The organism is Delftia deserti (genome assembly GCF_042653485.1).
Classification (GTDB): domain Bacteria; phylum Pseudomonadota; class Gammaproteobacteria; order Burkholderiales; family Burkholderiaceae_C; genus Comamonas; species Comamonas acidovorans.
This window is the reverse complement of sequence record NZ_JBHSIH010000001.1, coordinates 628,332-647,433: the sequence shown is the minus strand read 5'-3', so window position 1 is coordinate 647,433 and position 19,102 is coordinate 628,332. Positions and strand designations below refer to the sequence as shown.

At 65.5% G+C, this 19,102-nt stretch carries 15 protein-coding genes; 10 read left to right on the top strand and 5 right to left on the bottom strand.

The annotated features are described in order from the left end of the window. Positions 1-37 precede the first annotated feature (37 nt). Entirely contained in the window at positions 38-223 is a 186-nt protein-coding gene (locus ACFPFG_RS03185; protein WP_197956409.1) for a hypothetical protein, read from the bottom strand. Positions 224-490: 267 nt separating this feature from the next. Here ACFPFG_RS03185 and ACFPFG_RS03180 point away from each other — a divergent pair, with 267 nt between their 5' ends. The 3 genes from ACFPFG_RS03180 (at position 491) to ACFPFG_RS03170 (ending at position 3,153) form a co-directional block, all read left to right on the top strand. Further along, on the top strand, positions 491-970 hold the full coding sequence (locus ACFPFG_RS03180) for a GNAT family N-acetyltransferase (RefSeq protein WP_380105005.1): 480 nt from the start codon (positions 491-493) through the stop codon (positions 968-970). A gap of 135 nt (positions 971-1,105) precedes the next feature. Further along, positions 1,106-2,407, top strand: coding sequence for a UDP-N-acetylglucosamine 1-carboxyvinyltransferase (locus ACFPFG_RS03175; RefSeq protein ID WP_183020568.1), 1,302 nt, complete (start codon positions 1,106-1,108; stop codon positions 2,405-2,407). A 566-nt stretch (positions 2,408-2,973) separates the two neighbouring features. Continuing rightward, a complete protein-coding gene (locus tag ACFPFG_RS03170) occupies positions 2,974-3,153 on the top strand; it encodes a CsbD family protein (protein WP_012205309.1) in 180 nt (59 codons plus the stop codon). A 109-nt stretch (positions 3,154-3,262) separates the two neighbouring features. On the opposite strand, the gene ACFPFG_RS03165 is transcribed toward ACFPFG_RS03170, so the two are convergent. Beyond that, positions 3,263-4,438, bottom strand: a complete 1,176-nt coding sequence (locus ACFPFG_RS03165; protein WP_380105002.1) for a GGDEF domain-containing protein — start codon at positions 4,436-4,438, stop codon at positions 3,263-3,265. Between the two features lie 346 nt (positions 4,439-4,784). On the opposite strand from ACFPFG_RS03165, the gene ACFPFG_RS03160 reads away from it, so the two are divergent. Beyond that, entirely contained in the window at positions 4,785-6,347 is a 1,563-nt protein-coding gene (locus ACFPFG_RS03160) for a methyl-accepting chemotaxis protein (protein WP_380105000.1), read from the top strand. Between the two features lie 486 nt (positions 6,348-6,833). Here ACFPFG_RS03160 and ACFPFG_RS03155 read toward each other — a convergent pair whose 3' ends face one another. After that, on the bottom strand, positions 6,834-7,127 hold the full coding sequence (locus tag ACFPFG_RS03155; RefSeq protein WP_183017835.1) for an H-NS histone family protein: 294 nt from the start codon (positions 7,125-7,127) through the stop codon (positions 6,834-6,836). Between the two features lie 799 nt (positions 7,128-7,926). Between ACFPFG_RS03155 and ACFPFG_RS03150 the strand changes: the two genes are divergently transcribed. Continuing rightward, entirely contained in the window at positions 7,927-9,765 is a 1,839-nt protein-coding gene (locus tag ACFPFG_RS03150) for a methyl-accepting chemotaxis protein (protein ID WP_380104998.1), read from the top strand. Between the two features lie 32 nt (positions 9,766-9,797). Here ACFPFG_RS03150 and ACFPFG_RS03145 read toward each other — a convergent pair whose 3' ends face one another. Continuing rightward, positions 9,798-11,288: a GGDEF domain-containing protein gene (locus ACFPFG_RS03145; RefSeq protein WP_380104996.1), complete on the bottom strand. Its 1,491-nt coding sequence runs from the start codon at positions 11,286-11,288 to the stop codon at positions 9,798-9,800. Positions 11,289-11,951: 663 nt separating this feature from the next. On the opposite strand from ACFPFG_RS03145, the gene ACFPFG_RS03140 reads away from it, so the two are divergent. Together ACFPFG_RS03140 and ACFPFG_RS03135 are read left to right on the top strand one after the other, a co-directional pair. Next, positions 11,952-12,431 (top strand): Lrp/AsnC family transcriptional regulator, encoded by a 480-nt coding sequence (locus tag ACFPFG_RS03140; protein WP_183017838.1) that lies wholly within the window; start codon positions 11,952-11,954, stop codon positions 12,429-12,431. Between the two features lie 156 nt (positions 12,432-12,587). After that, positions 12,588-15,038, top strand: a complete 2,451-nt coding sequence (locus ACFPFG_RS03135) for a penicillin acylase family protein (protein ID WP_380104993.1) — start codon at positions 12,588-12,590, stop codon at positions 15,036-15,038. 106 nt (positions 15,039-15,144) lie between these two features. On the opposite strand, the gene selD is transcribed toward ACFPFG_RS03135, so the two are convergent. Next, positions 15,145-16,203: a selenide, water dikinase SelD gene (gene selD, locus ACFPFG_RS03130; protein ID WP_312379082.1), complete on the bottom strand. Its 1,059-nt coding sequence runs from the start codon at positions 16,201-16,203 to the stop codon at positions 15,145-15,147. 107 nt (positions 16,204-16,310) lie between these two features. Between selD and ACFPFG_RS03125 the strand changes: the two genes are divergently transcribed. The 3 genes from ACFPFG_RS03125 (at position 16,311) to dgcN (ending at position 19,102) form a co-directional block, all read left to right on the top strand. Continuing rightward, positions 16,311-17,135, top strand: a complete 825-nt coding sequence (locus tag ACFPFG_RS03125; RefSeq protein WP_380104991.1) for a GNAT family N-acetyltransferase — start codon at positions 16,311-16,313, stop codon at positions 17,133-17,135. A 183-nt stretch (positions 17,136-17,318) separates the two neighbouring features. After that, entirely contained in the window at positions 17,319-17,876 is a 558-nt protein-coding gene (yfiR, locus tag ACFPFG_RS03120) for a regulatory sequestration protein YfiR (protein ID WP_183017842.1), read from the top strand. Further along, positions 17,873-19,102 (top strand): diguanylate cyclase DgcN/YfiN, encoded by a 1,230-nt coding sequence (gene dgcN / locus ACFPFG_RS03115; protein ID WP_183017843.1) that lies wholly within the window; start codon positions 17,873-17,875, stop codon positions 19,100-19,102. Before yfiR ends, dgcN begins: the two co-directional genes overlap by 4 nt.

Below are 19,102 nucleotides of genomic sequence, written 5' to 3'. Positions count from 1 at the left end.
CGTGCAGTTCTCGGCAGTTGCTATGGTTCTTGCCCGCTCAATTGCGGATGCGGTCCAGAATGCGCAGCCCGAGCATGGAAAGGCGTTCCAGCAGGGGGCGTGGCTCCATGCGCAGCAGCAATAGCTGCTGGCCGCCGCGCACGGGAAAGGCTTCCAGCAGGCTGCGGTGGTAGCGGGCATCCGGATCCGGGTTGAAGCTTTCTGTGGGAACGACTCGATGCATCTTGTATCTCCGTCATGTGGTTTCTGAAGCCTTGCCGGAGCGCAGCCTCTGACGGGGTTTATTTCAATTGGTTTCGCGGCGTTTCGGTGCGGGTCAAGTTTGTGGTCGCATGTAGGCCGGGTCTGTACGCCGCGTATGTGTTTTGCGGACGTGCCGTGCGGCTTGGCCGCAGATCTTCAGAAGGTGTGAGGAGTGCGCCGGCAACTGCTTGGTGGCGGCTGGCAGTCCCTAGAATCCGGGGTCCTCACCCCATTTGCCAGGAGTTCCATGTCGTCCGTTCCCACGCTTCAGATCCGGCCCGTTACACAGGCAGACCATCAGCAATGGCTTCCTCTTTGGCTGGGCTACAACGCCTTCTACGGGCGCGCTGGCGAGACGGCGCTGCCAGAGGGCATCACGCAGGCGACCTGGGAGCGCTTTCTCAACCCGCTGGAGCCGGTGTTTGCGCTGGTGGCCGAGAGCGAGGGTGAGCTGGTGGGCCTGGCGCACTACCTGTTCCACCGCAGTACCACGCGGCTGGAGCCCGTGTGCTATTTGCAGGATCTGTTTGCCGATGCACGCCGGCGCAAGCAGGGCATAGGCAAGTCGCTCATCCACGCGGTCTACGAACAGGCCTCCCAGGCGGGAGCGCGCCGAGTCTACTGGCAGACGCAATCTTCCAACGAGGCAGGCCGTGCGCTGTATGACCAAGTGGCCGAGCACCGTGGTTTCATCGTCTACGGACACGAAGTCCAGGGCCGAGCCTGACGCTTTGTTGTCGGCTTGGCGGCCCAAAGACGAAACCTGTTGAAACAGCGGGTGCGCACAGCCGCTGCGCAGCCGCCAAGCGGGCTGGCAACCCTAGAATCACGCGTTGTCCTTTCGCCGCTTGCGCTGCACCCCATGTCCAATCTCATCGTCCACGGCGGCACGCCTTTGCGCGGCCGCGTCGTTCCCTCTGCCAACAAGAATGCCGTGCTGCCGATTCTGTGCGCCACGCTGCTGACCGATCAGCCCCTGCGGCTGCATGGCGTGCCGGACATCACGGATGTGCGCAAGATCCTCGACATCTTTCGCACGCTGGGCAGCGAGGTGCAACTGGACGAGGCCACGCGCACCCTGCAGCTGCACCACCGCGACACGCGCTTCGACGCGTCCTCGCACCGCCTGCCCGAGGAAATGCGCTCTTCCATCATGCTGGTGCCGCCGCTGCTGGCGCGCTTTGGCGTGGCGCGGCTGGAGGACAACGTCAAGGGCTGCACGCTGGGCGTGCGCGAGATCGATCCGCACGTGGACATCTTTCGCTCCTTCGGCGGTGAGGTGGAGCGCGCCAGCGGCTCCCTGCTGATCCACAGTGCTGCGCCGCTCAAGGCCGTGCGCCACTGGCTGGACTACGCATCGGTTACGGCCACGGAGAACTTCGTGCTGTGCGCCGTGGCTGCGCAGGGCGAGTCCATGCTGACCAATGCGGCATGCGAGCCGCACGTGCAGGAGTTCTGTCGCTTCATGGTGATGATGGGCGCCCACATCGACGGCATCGGTACCTCGCGGCTGACGGTGCGTGGCGGTGCGCCGCTGGGCGGCGGCGAATTCACCTTCGAGGAAGACTTCCACGAGATCACCACCTTTCTCGCGCTGGGCGCGATCACGGGCGGCGATGTGGAGGTGCGCAACAGCACGCCGGACAACTTTCCGCTGATCGACCGCACCTTCGCCAAGTTTGGCGTGCAGGTGGAGCACAAGAATGGCTGGTCGCGCGCACTGCGCTCGGGGCCGCTGAAGGTGCAGACGCCGTTCACCAGCAATGTGCTCACCAAGGTGGAAGCTGCTCCCTGGCCATACTTTCCGGTAGATTTGCTGCCCATCTTCATTGCGCTGGGCGTGCATGCGCAGGGCAATGCGCTGTTCTGGAACAAGATCTACGATGGCGCGCTGGGCTGGACGGGCGAGCTGTCCAAGTTCGGTGCCCATGTGTTTTCTTCTGACCCCCACCGCGTGGTCACCTTTGGCGGCAATCCGCTGACGCCGGCCGTGGTGGAGAGCCCCTACATCATCCGCGTGGCGATTGCGCTGTTCATGGTCGCCAGCAGCATCGAAGGCCGCTCGGAGATCCGCAACGCCACGCCGATTCGCCGTGCGCATCCGCACTTTGTCGAGAACCTGCGCAGCCTGGGCGCGCGGGTGGAGTGGACCCACGAGGAGTGAGGTCAGGCGGCGATGCGCAGGCCGCTATGCCTGCGGCGCCGCACCCGAGAATCTCTTGGCCGCCCTGAGCAGGTAGCTCGCGGCATAGGGGATGGGCCATTCATCTCGTCGTCGTTCACGCGGTCAATGATTTGCAGCAGGCCTGAAGGTCGGCCTACATCTGTGGCAGCACGCTCAGCCCTGCGCAAGGCGCGCGCAGTCGTGCATGTCTGTGTCCGGCATGGTTGTGTTCCTGCGCAACAGGTCTGGGGTGCAGTGCTCGTACGCACGAGCATCGCGCAGTTTCGAATTGGATGAAGCCGGCGACACGGCCCAGGCCGGCCCGGACCTGAGACCGAAGCGCTCGATCGCCTGTGCACCGAAGCGGGTGAGGCTGCAGCTCAGCCCAAGGCCACGGGCGGCGCGCAGGCCCGTCGCACCAGCAGGAAGCCCCGAGGCTGTAGGCCCCAGACCACGCTCATCGTTGCAGCGCGCTGGCGCGCGCTCCGGTTTGCCGCGCGTATCGTTGCGTTGGGTCTTGAACAACCTATCCCTTTTTGAAGGCTCTTGCAGCAAAGGACGCAACTATGAACACGGATCAGATCAAGGGCACGCTCAAGGATGCCGCAGGCAAGGTGCAGCAAAAGGCTGGCGAGTTGATCGACAGCCCGGAGCAACAGGCCAAAGGCATTGCCAAGCAGGTCGAAGGCACGGCCCAGAAGAAGCTGGGCGATGTGAAGGAAGTCTTGAAGGACGCGAAAAAATAAGGCATTCGCCGTGCCTTCAAGAACAAGCCCGCCATACCCTGGCGGGCTTGTTCTTTTCCACGAATTTCGATGAATAGGCGCGCGAAGAAGGCGCACCGCGCTGTCTGTTTCAGGCGGTCTGCGGCATCCTGCGGCCGGGGTCCGTGGCCACATGCACGCGGTCGCGGCCTGCCAGCTTGGCGGCGTAGAGCAGGCCGTCGGCGCGCGTCAGTGCGTCGGTCAAGGCGGTGTTGGCGGCCACGGGCGCAATGCCGAAGCTGATGGTGACGCGCTGGCCGGCCGCCAGCACATAGCCGTCCGCGCTGAGCTGGGCGCGTATGCGCTGGGCAACGCGCTCTGCCTCCTGGGGCGTGGTGCGCATCAGCAGCAGCACGAATTCCTCGCCGCCAAAGCGTGACACCAGATCGTCGTTGCGCACGTGTTGCCGCAGGGTCTGGGCCACGGCCTGCAATACACGGTCTCCGCAGTCATGTCCCCAACTGTCATTGATGCGCTTGAAGTGGTCTATGTCGCCTATCAGCACGGAGATCGGGGCCATGTGCGGATCGGCCAGGCGCAGCTCGGCAGCCTCCTGGAAGGCACGGCGGTTGAGCAGGTTGGTCAGCGAGTCGTGGTTGCGCTCCTCGCGCAGCGCGGTGAAGACATCGCGCACCGTGCAGGCCAGCAGCATGAGGGTGAACAGCAGCGCAAACGACAGCGTGCTGACCAGGGTCACCAGCCAGTAGGTGGAGCGTGCAATCTCGTCGAGGTCGGTGCTGCCCAGGGCCAGCACCAGCAGCGGCCGGGCAGCGGTGTAGCCGGCAAACACCACGTAGGACCAATAGAGCATTCTCTCCAGCCAGTCCTGCGGCGGCCGGCGCCGCAGCATCGCGGGCGCCGGCAGCATCTGCAGCAGGCCCAGGCCGGTGTTGAGCCAGTGCACGCGCACCCACAGATCGACCTGGACCCGGCTGTAGTAGTACAGCGCAGCCAATACGACGGCGCCTATGAGCAGCCCCAGCAAGGGATGGGCCGAGACGCCATAGCGCCCCGCCATGCAGCGCGCGAAGCACCAGGTGCCGAACAGGTACATGGCGCCCGTGAATACGGCCCAGTGGTGCAGTTCTTCCCGGGGTGCAAGGCTTTGCCAGGCCAGTGCCAGGGAAACCAGGGCGTATCCGCCCGCCATCCACAGCAGGTAGCGCTGGCGCCGCTGCACCAGCCAGCACACGGCCAGCGTGCAACCGAGCAGCAGGATGCTCAGCGGCGCAATCAATACATAGAGGCGATCGGTATCGAGTGACACATCCACAGCGTGTTATGCACTTGCAGGTGCGGGTGGCGACAGCTTCGCGATTGCGGCATTGAATGGTGCTGCATTCCGGAGCGCCGGTCCATTTTGCATCCGTTGCCACGGTGCCGGCGGCTGCATGTGCGCATGTTCCGCGTTGTGCACGGCTGGCGATATCGGGCCTGCCCATGCCGTGGCCTCAAGTCCCGGGCATTTGTGACGAAAGAGCAGGTCATCTTTTCCGGATTGGTGGCCTATGCCGATATGGCAAGGCGTTGCGCCGGGAAACGGTCGCCGCTGATGTGCGCGGCCTGTTGTTTCACCTTTCCTGTATTCGGTTTTTCCGACGAGAGTGCTACGAATGAAATTTGATCAATGGAGCGTGTCCGCCAAGCTTTGGGGCACGCTGGGCGGCTTGCTGGCGATGATGCTTGCGGTATCGCTGTGGGCACAGTTTGCGGCGGCCCGCGCCATGGACCACGGCATGCAGACGCTGTCCGAGTACGAGAGCCGCATCAGCCTGGCCATTCAATGGAAGGGCGCAACGGAGACTACGGGCGAGCGGGTGCTGGCCGGCAATGCCTCCACCGATGAGGAACTGACCCGCCTGCTCGACGGCCGGGTCAAGGAAGGCTCGGCACTGATCACCAAGCTGCAGGCCGAGATCGTCAAGGGCGCCAGCGATGCCGACAAGGCGGCGCTGGAGCGCATTGCCGCCATCCGCACCGAGGTGCTGGCACTGAACAAGCGGGCGCGCGAGATCAAGCTGACCGGCGATGCAGCGGCATTCCGCGAGTTCGTCCAGCAGCAGTACCTGGGCGCCATTGGCCGCTACGTGGACTCGCTGGAAGTCTTCGTGCAACTGCAGCGCAGCCAGCGCGATGCAGCCCGCGAGCAGGCCCAGGCCGCCCGGCAGCAGGCCAGCGTGCTGGCCTGGATCGTCCAGGGCGTGGTCCTTCTGGCGGGCCTGGCGCTGGCCTTGGTGCTGACACGGGCCATCACCCGCCCCCTGGAACGTGCCGTGCAGCTGACGGACGCCATCGCCCAGGGCGACCTCACGGTGTCGGCCGATGACAGTCGCAAGGACGAGTTCGGCCACCTGCTGCGCTCGGTCTCGGGCATGGCGGCGCGGCTGCGCGGGCTGGTGACGGAGGTGCGTGACAGCGTGCATTCCATCTCCACCGCATCCACCGAGATTGCCGCGGGCAACCACAACCTGTCTTCGCGCACCGAGCAGACGGCATCCAATCTGGAGGAAACGGCCGCCAGCATGGAGCAACTGACCGCCACCGTGGGCCAGGCGGCCGACACCGCGCGCCAGGCCAATCATCTGGCCGGCAGCGCCGCCCAGGCCGCCGAGCGCGGCGGCGCCGTGGTGGGCCATGTGGTGGCCAGCATGGATCGCATCGGCGACAGCGCACGCCGCATCTCCGACATCATCGGTGTCATCGACTCCATTGCCTTCCAGACCAATATCCTTGCGCTGAATGCTGCCGTGGAAGCGGCCCGCGCAGGTGAGCAGGGCCGCGGCTTTGCCGTGGTGGCCGGTGAAGTGCGGGCCCTGGCCCATCGCAGTGCCGAGGCCGCCAAGGAGATCAAGGTGCTGATCAGCACCTCCGTGGACGCCGCGCAGGAAGGCTCGGCCCAGGTGGCCCAGGCCGGTCAGGTCATGGACGATATCGTGGGCAGCGTGCGCAAGGTCTCGGACATGATCGGCGAGATCACGGCATCTTCCACGGAGCAGCGCGACGGCATTGGCCAGGTCAACCAGGCAGTCAGCCAGCTGGACCAGATGACTCAGCAAAACGCAGCACTGGTGGAGGAATCCGCAGCGGCTGCGGCCGCCCTCAGCGACCAGGCGCAGCGCCTGTCGGGCATGGTGGCAGTGTTCAAGGTGGGCAATGCCGTGCCAGCCTTGCGTTGACCCGTACCAAGGCGCAATAGCACACGCAGAAAAAAGGACCGCCCGAGGGCGGTCCTTGAAGAGAAAAGCCGGTGCCCTTGCGGGCCTGCCAGGGTAAGTCAGTGAGAGGGGAGGGAGGAGATAGTCTCCCTGGCCCGGCTGGAAAATGGTTCGTGGTGTCTGCGGATCGCTCCAGTGGCCACCTGGACTTTGCTGCTGCGTGGTTGCATCCACATGGCCTGCGCTTGCCGCAAAGGCGTGGCTGACATGATTTTGGAGAGCAGGGTTGTAGGACGGTTCCCTGTGTGATACCTGCCGTTTCCCTTGTTGTGATTGCTTGGGTACCGAAACATGCCGGCACCCGTCGGCTCACGCATCAGCACTACATTGAAGAATTTGTAACTTCTGAGCAATAGGGTTAACCCGTTACTTCTGGCGGCAAAAAGCCCGCACTTGGCGGGCTCTGTCGCGGCTTGGTGGCTGCCAGGGGGCGGGTTGCGCCGGACATCATATGGCGAAGGGAGTGCGGTCCTTGCCTTCGATCCAGCGGGGCTGCTTGCCACGGCCGGTCCAGGTCGCGCCCGTGGCCGGGTCGCGGTACTTGGGGATGCCGACCACGCGGAAACCGCCACCAGCCTTGGCTTTGGACGAAGGGAAGACGTCGGCCTCGGTCAATCCGTACTGGTCAATGATGGTGCGCACCTGGGCAACGGCTCCGGACTTCTCGGTCTTGAGCACTTCGGCGATCTGGGCTTCGAGATGGGCTTTCTGCTGCAGCAGTGTCTTGTAGTCGGTAGTCATGTATATCAATGGATGTTGATCTGCCAATATAAAGGAATCTTACGAGACTTTTGGCAAAGTGAGCCTACACTGCCGCGCAACACCCGGACGACGACAGGCGTATTGCCTGAAACCTGTTTGAGAACAGGTTCCCATCTTGCCTGAGTCTAGGCAAGTCGGACGCTGATTTTTGTGGCGTATGGAAACCGAGCCATCGCGTCTGCCACAGCGGCGCAGGTGCTGGGGAACAGGGCTGTGTAGCAGGCGCCGGCCACTTTGATGATGCATCGCTTCATGTTTCTCTTCCCTTGAGTGACAGATCTGCCTTCTTATCGGCATTTTTGTATCAAGGTGAAACACTTTCTTGTCCGGCTCCCTGCCGGCCCCCGGTGGGAGGCCGCTCTCGATCAATGGCGGTCCATGCAGGGGAAGAAAAGGCCGCGTGGTGCACCCCAAAAATATGAGGGAGGGAAAAACACAGGGTGCGCGGCGCAAACGGCAGGGTCCTGGAAGCAAGGCTCTGGCGTTTGCGACAGAGAAGTCCAGCAGGCAGGGCGGACAATATCTGTGTTACAAATTGACACTATAGCACGCATCCATCAAGCTTGTGACCAGTTCTTGCAAAAAGCTGACGGTTGCGGCTTGGGTGGCGCTGCCAGCAATGCAGTGCCTGCACGAAGGCGCTAGCCACCGGGCTTCTTTGCCGGGAGAAGCGGGCAATTACAAGGGCAAGTACGCACTCTTCGAGCTCTGGCGGCCGATGCGTCTCGGATAGGCTCGGTGGGCATTCACAGCCCTCGTTTTGCCTTCACTACGCATCATGTTTCAAACACTTCGTGCCCGCCTGATCCTCATCTGCGTAGCAATCACCGTGGCCGCGCTGTTCGCGCTGTCCATGGCCACCTTCTGGACGGCGCGCGGCAGCACGCTGTCCGATATCGACGAAAACATCGGCCAGCTCACGCAGGCCCATGCATCCACGCTGACCGATTGGGTTCAGGACAAGCAGCGCATCACCGGCTCACTGAAGAAGGCGGTGGAACAGCCGGACCCCATCCCTTTCCTGCTTGCAGGCCAGCAGGCTGGCGGCTTCGATGACGCCTATTTCGTCCATGCCGACAAGCGCGCCGTGTTCACCCATCCCATGCCGGCGAACTACGACGGCACCCAGCGCGACTGGTTCAAGCAGGCCGTGCGCGAAGGCCGGCCGGGCGTGACGCCGGCCTATGTCGATGCCAGCACCGGCGAGTTGACCATCAGCTTTGTCGATCCGGTCGGTGCCTCGGGTGCCATCACGGCCGTTGTCGGCACTGATGTGCGGTTGGCCGCCATGTCCAGGAAAGTGGCCGCCATCCGTCCCCAGGAAAAGAGCTTTGCCTTTCTGATTGATGGCGAAGGCCGCCTGCTGGCCTACGCCAAGCCTGAGCTGGCGCTCAAGCCGGCTTCGGCGATTGCGCCTGAACTCGATGCCGCGCTGATCAAGCGCCTGGCCGAGCAGGGCGGCCGCGCCGATCTGGTGCTCGATGGTGAGCCGCAGATGGTCTACGCCGCCAAGGTCGAGGGCACGCCCTGGACGCTGGCCGTGGTGATCGACCGCGCTCAGGCCACGCATTCGGTGCGTGCGCTGCTGCAGGTGGCCGCCCTCATCACCGTGCTGTCCGTGCTGGGCGCAGCGGTGCTGCTGACCGTGGCGCTGCGCCGCATGCTCAACCGACTGGCCGTGGCGCGCGATGCACTGCAGGACATCGCCTCGGGCGAGGGTGATCTGACCCGCCGCCTCACCTCTGCCGGCCGGGATGAGCTGGCGCAGATCGGCCAGTCCTCCAACCAGTTCGTGGACAAGATCGCCACGGTGCTGCTGCGCATTCGCGAGTCGTCGGAATCGGTGCGCATGGCGTCGGCAGAGATTGCGGGCGGCAACCAGGACCTGTCGTCACGCACCGAGCAGCAGGCCAGCTCGCTGGAGCAGACGGCAGCCGCCATGGAGCAGATCACGGCAACCGTGCAGCAGAACGCGGCCAATGCCCGCCAGGCCAGCGAGCTGGCCACCAGCGCCTCGCAGATCGCCACGCAGGGCGGAGAGGCCGTGGGCCAGGTGGTGCAGACCATGGGTGGCATCGAGGCTTCGGCACGCAAGATCGAAAGCATCATCGGCGTGATCGACTCCATTGCCTTCCAGACCAACATCCTCGCGCTGAACGCGGCGGTGGAAGCGGCGCGCGCCGGCGAGCAGGGTCGGGGCTTTGCCGTGGTCGCCAGCGAGGTGCGCACGCTGGCGCAACGCAGCGCCACGGCAGCCAGGGAGATCAAGGCGCTCATCGATGATTCCGTGGGCCAGATCGACACGGGCAGCCGCCTGGTGCGCAATGCGGGCACCACTATCGACCAGGCCGTGGACGGCGTGCGCAAGCTCAGCACGCTGGTGGCCGAGATCAGCAACGCCAGTCAGGAGCAAAGCCGTGGCATTGCCGAGGTGGGCAGCGCCATCGGCCAGATGGACCAGGTCACGCAGCAGAACGCCGCCCTGGTGGAAGAGGTCACAGCCGCAGCGCAGTCGCTGCAGCAACAGGCCGTGCAGCTGGCCCAGGCGGTGGCGGGCTTCAAGCTCGAAGAGGCGAGTGCAGGCAGCGCAGGAAGCGGCATGCGCCGCCTGCGCTGAGCGCGGGCGGCGCCAAGGCGGGGGCCGGGCGGTCAGGCCGCCTTGGCGCCGCCCGGATGCTCGCAGGCGAAGGCCGGTGCGTCAGTCTCGCCCGGCCGCTCTCCGGCCACGAAGTAGCGGTCGCGGCCGCTGGCCTTGGCCTGGTACAGCGCCGTATCGGCCATGCGTAGCAAGGCACTCAAACCCAGCGGAGGGCAGGCCATGTTCGTGCAGCCTATGCCAATGCTCAGCGTGGGGCAGATGGCTGCGCCATCGCTCATGTCGATGCGAATTTCGCGCGTGGCCTCGCACAGCCGCTGGGCCACGGCGCTGGCCGTGACGCAGTCGGCACCGGGCAGCAGTACCGCAAACTCCTCGCCGCCCAGGCGGCCTATGAGTTCATGCGGGCGCAGCGCCTGCGACAGGCGGGCCGATATCTCCTGCAGTACCCGGTCGCCAGCGGCATGGCCATGGCGGTCGTTGATGTGCTTGAAGTGGTCCAGGTCGAGCATCAGCATGGCGCCCGACTGGCGCTCGCGCTGCAGGCGCTCGAGCGTGCGCTGTGCGCGCTCCAGAAAGCTGGTGCGTGCCAGCAGTCCGGTCAGCGCATCGTGGTTCACCGCATGGCGAAGTTTGCTGAGCATGTCCTTGAAGGCCATGAGCGTGCAGGCCACGGCCAGCGGGCCAATCGACAGCATGGCCAGGCCCAGGCGAAAGGAGAACGTGGTCTCCAGCTCTGTGCCGGGCGAGCTGAACAACACATTGGAAAACGTGGCCAGCTTGATGGCACAGCTCACTAGATTGAGCAGGGCGACCACGAACAGCCGGTAGCGCATGGCGCACAGCAGCATGGCCGGCATGGTGAGCGACAGCGCGCCTGGCCCGCCCAGGTAGATGGCAATGGCTTCGGAAATCGCCAGGGCCAGCAGCGGCAGCAAGGCCTGCGCAGTTTGTTTGATTGGCTGGTTGCGCCAGGACAGCGGCTCCAGCTTTTCCGGAAGGCTCAGCAGCACAGGCAGCAACAGGGTCATGTGCATCAACTCGCTGCTGAACCACATGGCCATCATGGGCTGCCAGGGCCAATGCATGAGATGGTGCATGCCTGCCGAGCCCAGCACGGCCCCGACCACGCTCACCAGCAGACTGCACATCACCAGATGCAGCACCGAGGAAGGGGAGCGCATCTGCTGCACCCGCTGCGGCAGGCGCCGCATCATCACCCAGCCGCAGGCCACGGCGGCCAGGTCGGCAAAGGTCAGCCACAGGGTCTGGTCCAGCGGGCTGCCAGAAAGCCATTCGGCCAGCGCCATGGCAATGGCGGCGGCCGTCCAGCCATGTCTATGGCTGTAGGTAGGGCTGCGAAGCATCCAGCCCAGCAGCAGGGCGTTGGACAGCCACAGAGACGATAGATGTCCCGGAGAGCGCAGGCCCAGCGCCACGGCCGAGCACAGGAACAGCACCCCGCCCAGCACAAAGCTGTCCCGCCAGGGCGTTGCAGCTTGTGGAAGGCTCCACGGATCTCCGGATACGGCGCGATGTGGCATATGTCTCCCCTGTGGAGACCGAAATGGAGGCACCGGGCTCTTCGCGCGTTCGTCGGGCATGGCGGCCATGCCCTTGTCATGGTGGTGAACGAGCGGCCCGGCGGGCAGCGGGAACAGGAAATCCTCCTCGGGGCAGATCAGACAAGAGGCGCGGGGGTAACTTGAGTACACAAGATTTACGCCTGCAGGGCCAATCTAGCGGAAATGCATGTATTTGCAAGTACTGATCCATCTTGCATACAGCACGCGATGAAGGCGCTTCGCAGGCGACGGTGCGCCCGGTCAGCACCGCGCAAGTGGCTGCGGCGCGCCCCGCGCAGCTTTTTCGAAGGAAAGATGGAGTGCATGCTAAAGATTCATGTGATTCCGCAGTCAGGGCCCTGTGTGGTCCCTGCTTTCTGTTGCACCAAAAATTTGTAATTAGTTACTTTTGTTTCTGATGAATATCCCAAGAGCTGGTGGTGCCGGTTCGAGTGGCTGCTGCTTGGCGAGGGTTGGACAGGCAGTCCAGCCACCGTGGTACCAGGAAGAGTGCGACTCCTGTTGATAAAGCGACGATGTGCGACGCATAAAATCGCCACAATGGTAGAAATCTCTGCCGAAATGTTGAACCACATCCGGGCGGCCTCCATGGGCGCTTGCCATTGAAATCCAGGGAACCGCATGGAATACCGTCTTGATGAAACCGACCGCCAGCTGCTGCGTCTGCTGCAGACCAATGCGCGCGCCTCCACCGCGCATCTGGCCCGGCAGATGAATCTGGCGCGCACCACGGTGGTGGCGCGCATTGCCAGGCTGGAGCAAGAGGGCGTGATCGCCGGCTACGGCGTGCGCCTTGGCGCGCGCGTGGAGCAGTCTGCCGTGCGGGCGTATTGCGGCATCCGCGTGCAGCCCAAGACGGCCACGTTGGTCATGCAGGCGCTCAACCGCTTCACCGAGGTCGAGGAGGTCTCTGCCGTCAGCGGCCAGTACGACTACATGGTGTTCGTGCGCTGCGAGAGCAATGAAAAGCTCGATGCGCTGCTGGACCGCATCGGCCTGATCGACGGCATTCAGCAGACCTATACCTCGGTGGTGCTCAGCCGCAAGATCGACCGGCGCACGACGGCGGCCCTGAGCCAGCTGGGCGAATCCGCTGCCTGACGGGTGCGCTGCAACCTTTGCAACCACTGTCGCGTCTCTGACATCTGCTAGTGAAACTGCCGGGTAGGCAGTCCCTCGCGGCCCTCCTATGCTGTTGCGGGCCCCCGTACAAACAGGGGCCTTTCTTTGTGTACGCATAACACCAGGAGACAAAGCATGTACCCAGCGGTTCGCAGTGGATGGAAGCCCCTGTCATTGATTTGCCTGGCCGCCTTGGCGGCCTGCGGCGGTTCGGGCGACGGCTCCAGCAGCAAGTACAGCGCGGAGATCCGCCGTACGGAAATGGGCATTCCGCACATCAAGGCCAAGGACTGGACGGGCCTGGGCTATGGCGCCGGCTATGCCCAGGCGCAGGACAACCTGTGCACCATGGCCGACTCCTTCCTGACGTACCGCGGGGAGCGCTCGCGCTACCTGGGCGGCGATGCCCAGGCCGTCTACGACAGCACCATCGACCGGCCGCGCAATCTCGACTCGGACTTCTTCTTCCGCCATGTCGTCTCCGATGACGCCGTGGCCGCCATGATCCAGGCCCAGCCGGACAAGCTCAAGCAACTGGTCGATGGCTTCGTGGCCGGCTACAACCGCGTGGTGCGCGAGACCCCGGCCGGGGCCAAGACCAATGCGGCCTGTGCGGGCCAGCCGTGGGTGCAGGCCATCACCGCGCAGGACATCTGGCGGCGCATGTACACGGCCAATCTGGCCGGCGGCTACAGCAACTTCGTGGCCCAGATCGCCAATGCCGTGCCGCCTGCAGCGGCTGCGGCAGCAACGGCCTCGGCCAAGCCGGCGAAGGCCCGGCCGGCCGCGACGCAGCTGGCCGCGCTCAAGCCGGGCCAGGTGGTGGCGCCATCATTGCAGGTAGGCGGCACCACGGGCATCGGCAGCAACATGTACGGCTTTGGCCAGCAGGCCACGGGCGGCGGCAGCAGCGTGCTGTTCGGCAATCCGCACTGGTACTGGAAGGGGCCGGACCGCTTCTATCAATCGCAGCTCACGATCCCCGGCGAGATCGATGTCAGTGGCGCCAGCTTCCTGGGCATCCCGATGGTGCTGATCGGCTTCAACAACGACGTGGCCTGGAGCCACACCGTGTCCACGGCGCGGCGCTTCGGCCTGTTCATGTACCAGCTGGCGCCCAATGATCCGACCCGCTATGTGCGCGACGGCAAGACCGAGGCCATGCAGGCCAGCAAGATCACCGTGAGCGTGCGCAATGCCTCCGGCGGGCAGGACCAGGTCACGCGCACGCTGTACAAGACCGTGCACGGCCCCGTGGTCAACCTGGGCGCCATGGACCCGGCGCTGGGCTGGACCACGCAGAGCGTGTTCGCCATCCGCGACATCAACGCCTACAACTACCGCACCTTCCGCAACTGGCTGCGCTGGAACCAGGCCAAGTCGCTGGACGAGTTCATCCGCATCCAGAAGGAGGAGTCGGCCATTCCCTGGGTCAACACCGTGGCCGCAGGGCGCGGCAACGCCCAGGTCTGGTATGCCGACATCGGCGCCGTGCCCAACGTGCCGCCCGCGCAGCTGCAGGCCTGTGCCACGCCCGCCTCGGCCGCCATCAACGCGGCGCTGCCCCAGGTGCCGGTGCTGGCCGGTGGCAGCAGCCAGTGCGACTGGAGTTCGGATGCGGATTCGGTGCAGGCGGGCGCCATCGGCCCCGCACGTATGCCCAATTTGCTGCGCAGCGACTACGTGGGCAACATGAATGACAGCTACTGGCTGTCCAATGCCTCGGCGCCGCTGACCGGCTATCCGGCCATCTTCGGCTCCACTTCGTCGGCCCAGAGCCTGCGCACGCGCCTGGGCCACACCATGGCGCTGCAGCGGCTGGCGGGCACGGACGGCTATCCGGGCAAGCTGGCCACCAGCGACATCGTGCGCCAGATGGTGCTGGACAGCCGTGTCTACAGCGCGCGCTTCAAGGACGAGGCATTGGCCCAGGTCTGTCCAGGCCCCGTGTCCTCGGCGGGTGAAACGGTGGACGTATCGGCTGCCTGCACGGCGCTGCAGGCCTGGGACGGCACGGGCACGGCGGCATCCAGGGGCTCCCATGTCTGGGATGAGTTCTGGAAGCGCGTGGCCAGCCAGATCAAATCGGCCGACCTGTATGCCGTGCCCTTCGATGCGGCCGACCCCGTCAACACGCCGCGTGGCATCAAGCCCGCCGCCAAGGCGGCGCTGCAAAAGGCGTTCGCCGAAGCAGTGAAGGCCGTGCAGGCCAGCGGCTTTGCCATGGATGCGGCGCGCGGCACCGTGCTGTTCTCGCAGCGCGGCGGCGAGAAGATCGCGCTGTATGGCGGCTGCGGCGAGGTGGGCTACTTCACCATCACCTGCTCGGAAAACAAGATAGAGCAGGGCGGCTACAGCATGGATGGCCAGCCGCATGGCAACAGCTACATGCAGGTGGTTAGCTTCCCGTCGGCCGGTGTGGAGGCCCATACCTTCCTGACCTTCTCGTTGTCGGACGACCCTGCCTCGGCCCACTACGTGGACTACACCAAGGCCTATGGCGCACGCCAATGGCTCAAGCTGCCGTTCACCGACAGTGCCATCCAGGCCAGCCCGGCCTACAAGACGCAGACCGTGAGCGAGTGAAGCAACCTGTGACCCGGTGACGGGCCGCCGGTTCGCTGGCGGTTCACCGGGAGTGCAAAAAGCAACGGGGGCCTCGGCCCCCGTTGCTTTTGGAATGCGCCGGCCGTCAGTCCACGATGACGCGCGGCTCGCCCGCCTCCATGCGGCCGACGATGGCGGCACTGCCAAAGCCCTGCTCGGCAAACAGTGCAAGCACCTGATCGGCAACATCCGGCGCGCAGGACACGAGCAGGCCGCCCGAGGTCTGCGGATCGGTCAGCAGCGCGCGCTGCGCATCGGTGATGCCGGCGCCCAGCGCAACCTGCGCGCCATACGAGGCCCAGTTGCGGCCCGAGGCGCCCGTGATGACGCCCTGCTCGGCAAAGCCCTGCACCGTGGGCAGCACGGGCAGGCTGCGGCTGTCGATGCGTGCCGTGAGACCCGCGCCGCGTGCCAGCTCCAGGCCGTGGCCCAGCAGGCCGAAGCCGGTGACATCGGTCAACGCATGCACACCCTCGATCCTTGCCAGGGCGGTTCCGGGGCGATTGAGCAGGGTGGTTGCTTCCACCATGGCGCGGTAGCCGGCCTCGTCCAGCAGGTTCTTCTTGAGTGCGGCCGACAGAATGCCCACGCCCAGCGGCTTGCCCAGGATCAGCACATCGCCAGCCTGGGCATCGGCATTGCGCTTCATCTGGCGCGGGTTGACGATGCCTATGCCCACCAGGCCGTAGATGGGCTCGACCGAATCGATGGAGTGGCCCCCGGCCAGCGGAATACCGGCATCGCGGCAGACCGATTCGCCGCCTTCCAGGATCTTGGCAATGGTGTCGTGCGGCAGCACATTGATGGGCATGCCCACGATGGCCAGGGCCATCAGAGGCTGGCCGCCCATGGCGTAGATGTCGGACAGCGCATTCGTCGCGGCGATGCGGCCGAAGTCATACGGGTCGTCCACGATGGGCATGAAGAAGTCCGTGGTCGCCACGATGGCCTGCTCGTCATTGATGCGGTAGACGGCGGCGTCGTCAGCGGTCTCCGTGCCCACCAGCAGGTCCGGGAAGAACTGCTTGGGCAGCGCGCTCTTGCCTATCAGCTCCGCCAGCAGGCCCGGCGCGATCTTGCAGCCGCAGCCGCCGCCATGGGACAGCGAGGTGAGTCGGGGAGCTTGGGAGGTGTCTGTGGTCATGGAGCAATCCGGCGATCGGCGGCGATCGCAGTAGTGGGAAAGAGTGCCTGCCGCCAGCGCGGCGGCGCGGCGGCGCGCCATATTATGGGCGGGCACGGCGGGTGGCCATGGTACAAGCGGGCATGTCCAAGTCTTTCACTCATGCCGCCGTGCCTGCCCACTGCGATGCCGGGACCGTGGTCGGCGTGGAGCAGCGCGGCTTCAACGCTTGGCCGGCCCAGCGCACCGTGCTCTGCGGGGACTGGCTGCTGCGCGCCGCGCAGGGCCATACCAAGCGCGCCAACTCGGCCAATGCCCAGCAGCCCGGTGCCCGCCTTGACGCCTTGCTGCCGCAGATCGAGGCCTTCTACGAGCGCCAGGGCCTGCCTGCCATCTTTCGCCTCTCGCCCCTGGCAAGTGCCGAGGCGGATGCGCAACTGGCGCAGGCCGGCTACCTGCTGGCCGACCCTTCCCTGGTGATGCGTGCTGCATTGACGGACATGGCGCCGCCAGCGAACGACCAGGGCTGTACCCTTGCCATGCAAGCCCAGCCAGGCTCGGCCTGGCTGCAGGGCTTTGCCGAGGCCGGCGCCGTGCCGCAGCTGCACCGGCAGGCGCACCACCATATGCTGCAATCCATTGCCTGGCCCGCTGCATTTGCTTCGCTGCAAGTGGGCGGTGGGGTGGGTGGCGAGGTGGTCGGGTTTGGCCTGGCCGTCGTGGAGCGCGGCTGCGTGGGCCTGTATGACATCGTCATCACGCCTGCGCTGCGCGGCCAGGGACTGGGCCGGGCGCTGGTGCATGGCCTGATGCACTGGGGGCAGACACAGGGTGCGCAATGGGCCGAACTGCAGGTGCGTGCGCCCAACATGGTGGCGCGCGGGCTGTATGAAAGCCTGGGCTTCCGGGCGCTCTACGGCTATCACTACCGGTTGCCTGCCTCTGTACTTTGATGTGTTGCCGCATTGGCCCGTCATGGGCGCTCCGGTGTGACAGGCCCCGGCCGCCCGATGGAGGCGATATGTGAAAAAATGCTTCGATGCGCCAGCGTGGCGCAATGCATGGATATTCCGTTCAAGGAGCCCTGGTTGGCAACTCGCACACATCGCATACATCACACATACCGCAGGTGGGGCATGGATTGCAGGATCAAAGGCCTGTCTGCCCGGGCCTGGCTGGCCGTGGGTCTGCTGGCCTTGCAGGCGGGGCTGGTGGGGCAGGCACATGCCGAGCCACCGGCCGATGAGCATGAGCTGGGGGTGACGCGTACCGTCGTAGGCATCCTGGGTTACACGCGCTGGCCTACGGAAAGCCCCGTGCTGCGGTTGTGCGTGGTGGGCTCCACCGAATATGCCGACGACCTGCTCAATGGCGCTCCCCAGACCGTGGGAAGCCAGCGGCTGGAAGTGCGGCGCGTGGTGCCCGTCGATGCGCGCGCCCTGCTCGAATGCGAGGGAATTTATGCCGGCCAGCTCGATGAGGCTGCCTGGCGCAAGCTCATGGAGCAGCTGGCCGGGCGGCCGCTGCTGACCATCAGCGAGCGGGGCGAGCTGTGCCGCATAGGCGCCATGTTCTGCCTGCGCCGCCGTGGCGAGGGCGCGGGCTTCGAGGTCAGCCTCGACTCCGTGGCCCGCAGCGGCCTGCGTGTCAATCCCAAGGTGCTGCAACTGGCGCGCCACAGGACCTTGCCATGAAGTTGTCCCTGTCCGGCAATGCCTCGTTGCGCAACGTGATCCGCCGCGCGCACCTGCGCATGGCGGCGGTGGCCATCGCGCTGGCGGGGGCACTGCTGCTCATCGTCGGCGTGGCCACCCTGCGCCTGTACCTGTCCAACAACCTGCATCTGGTGGCCCGTTCGCTGGCCTATACGGTCGAGGCATCACTGGTCTTCGGTGACCGCGACGAGGCCGCTCGCGTGCTGGACCAGCTGCTGCGTGGCGAAGGCGTGGCCCATGCCGAGGTCTTCGATGCCGAGGGCCGCCCGTTCGTGCAGTGGTCTGGCCACGGTGGCTCGGCGCTGTCCAGCATCGGGGAGCTGCTGGCCGTGGGCATTGGCCTGCCGCGCGCCGAGGCCGATGTGCGCCAGGACGGCAGGCTGGTTGGCAGTGTGCAGTTGGCCAGCGATGGCGTGGGCCTGGTCCGCTTCCTGGGCGCGGGTTTCATCGTGCTGGTGCTGTGCGTGGGCGTCAGCGGCTATGTGGGCCTGCGCCAGTCGCGCCGCATGCTGCGCGACATTGCCGAGCCGCTGCAGCAGCTGGCGCGCGTGGCCAGGGCCGTGCGCCATGACCGATCCATGGACCAGCGCGTGCCGCTGGCGCGCATTGCCGAGCTGCGTGAGTTGGGCGACAACTTCAACGCCCTGCTGTCCGAGCTGCAGACGCGCCATGAGCGGCTGCAGCAGCAAAATTCGGCGCTGGAGCGCCAGGCTTCGCGCGACAGCCTCACGGGGCTGGCCAACCGGCTGCATTTCGAGCAGCGACTGCAGCAGGCGCTGGACAACGCGGCGGAGAGCGGACAGAAACTGGCCGTGCTGTTTCTGGACAACGACCGCTTCAAGCAGGTCAACGATGCCTACGGCCATGCCGTGGGCGATGTGCTGCTCAAGGCGGTGGGGGCCCGGCTGCGCTCGCAGGTGCGCGAGACCGACCTGGTCGCCCGCCTGGGTGGCGACGAATTCGCCATCCTGCTCTATCCCATCGGCGGCGGCGGCGACGCGCAGATGGTGCAGGACAAGATAGAGGCCGCCATGCGCGAGCCCCTGGTCGTTGGCGACGGCGTGGTGCTGCAGCCTTCGGTCAGCGCGGGCGTCGCCCTTTTTCCCAAGCATGGCCAGAGCATGGAGACGCTGATGCGCCATGCAGACCAGGCCATGTACCAGGCCAAGGCCATGCGCCAGGCCGAACGAATCACAGGAGGATGA

Bases quoted from the DNA above. Each gene is read 5' to 3' on its own strand.
- ACFPFG_RS03185 (WP_197956409.1), bottom strand. From the start codon at position 223: ATGCATCGAGTCGTTCCCACAGAAAGCTTCAACCCGGATCCGGATGCC.
- ACFPFG_RS03180 (WP_380105005.1), top strand. From the start codon at position 491: ATGTCGTCCGTTCCCACGCTTCAGATCCGGCCCGTTACACAGGCAGAC.
- ACFPFG_RS03175 (WP_183020568.1), top strand. From the start codon at position 1,106: ATGTCCAATCTCATCGTCCACGGCGGCACGCCTTTGCGCGGCCGCGTC.
- ACFPFG_RS03170 (WP_012205309.1), top strand. From the start codon at position 2,974: ATGAACACGGATCAGATCAAGGGCACGCTCAAGGATGCCGCAGGCAAG.
- ACFPFG_RS03160 (WP_380105000.1), top strand. From the start codon at position 4,785: ATGAAATTTGATCAATGGAGCGTGTCCGCCAAGCTTTGGGGCACGCTG.
- ACFPFG_RS03155 (WP_183017835.1), bottom strand. From the start codon at position 7,127: ATGACTACCGACTACAAGACACTGCTGCAGCAGAAAGCCCATCTCGAA.
- ACFPFG_RS03150 (WP_380104998.1), top strand. From the start codon at position 7,927: ATGTTTCAAACACTTCGTGCCCGCCTGATCCTCATCTGCGTAGCAATC.
- ACFPFG_RS03145 (WP_380104996.1), bottom strand. From the start codon at position 11,288: ATGCCACATCGCGCCGTATCCGGAGATCCGTGGAGCCTTCCACAAGCT.
- ACFPFG_RS03140 (WP_183017838.1), top strand. From the start codon at position 11,952: ATGGAATACCGTCTTGATGAAACCGACCGCCAGCTGCTGCGTCTGCTG.
- ACFPFG_RS03135 (WP_380104993.1), top strand. From the start codon at position 12,588: ATGTACCCAGCGGTTCGCAGTGGATGGAAGCCCCTGTCATTGATTTGC.
- selD (WP_312379082.1), bottom strand. From the start codon at position 16,203: ATGACCACAGACACCTCCCAAGCTCCCCGACTCACCTCGCTGTCCCAT.
- ACFPFG_RS03125 (WP_380104991.1), top strand. From the start codon at position 16,311: ATGGTACAAGCGGGCATGTCCAAGTCTTTCACTCATGCCGCCGTGCCT.
- yfiR (WP_183017842.1), top strand. From the start codon at position 17,319: ATGGATTGCAGGATCAAAGGCCTGTCTGCCCGGGCCTGGCTGGCCGTG.
- dgcN (WP_183017843.1), top strand. From the start codon at position 17,873: ATGAAGTTGTCCCTGTCCGGCAATGCCTCGTTGCGCAACGTGATCCGC.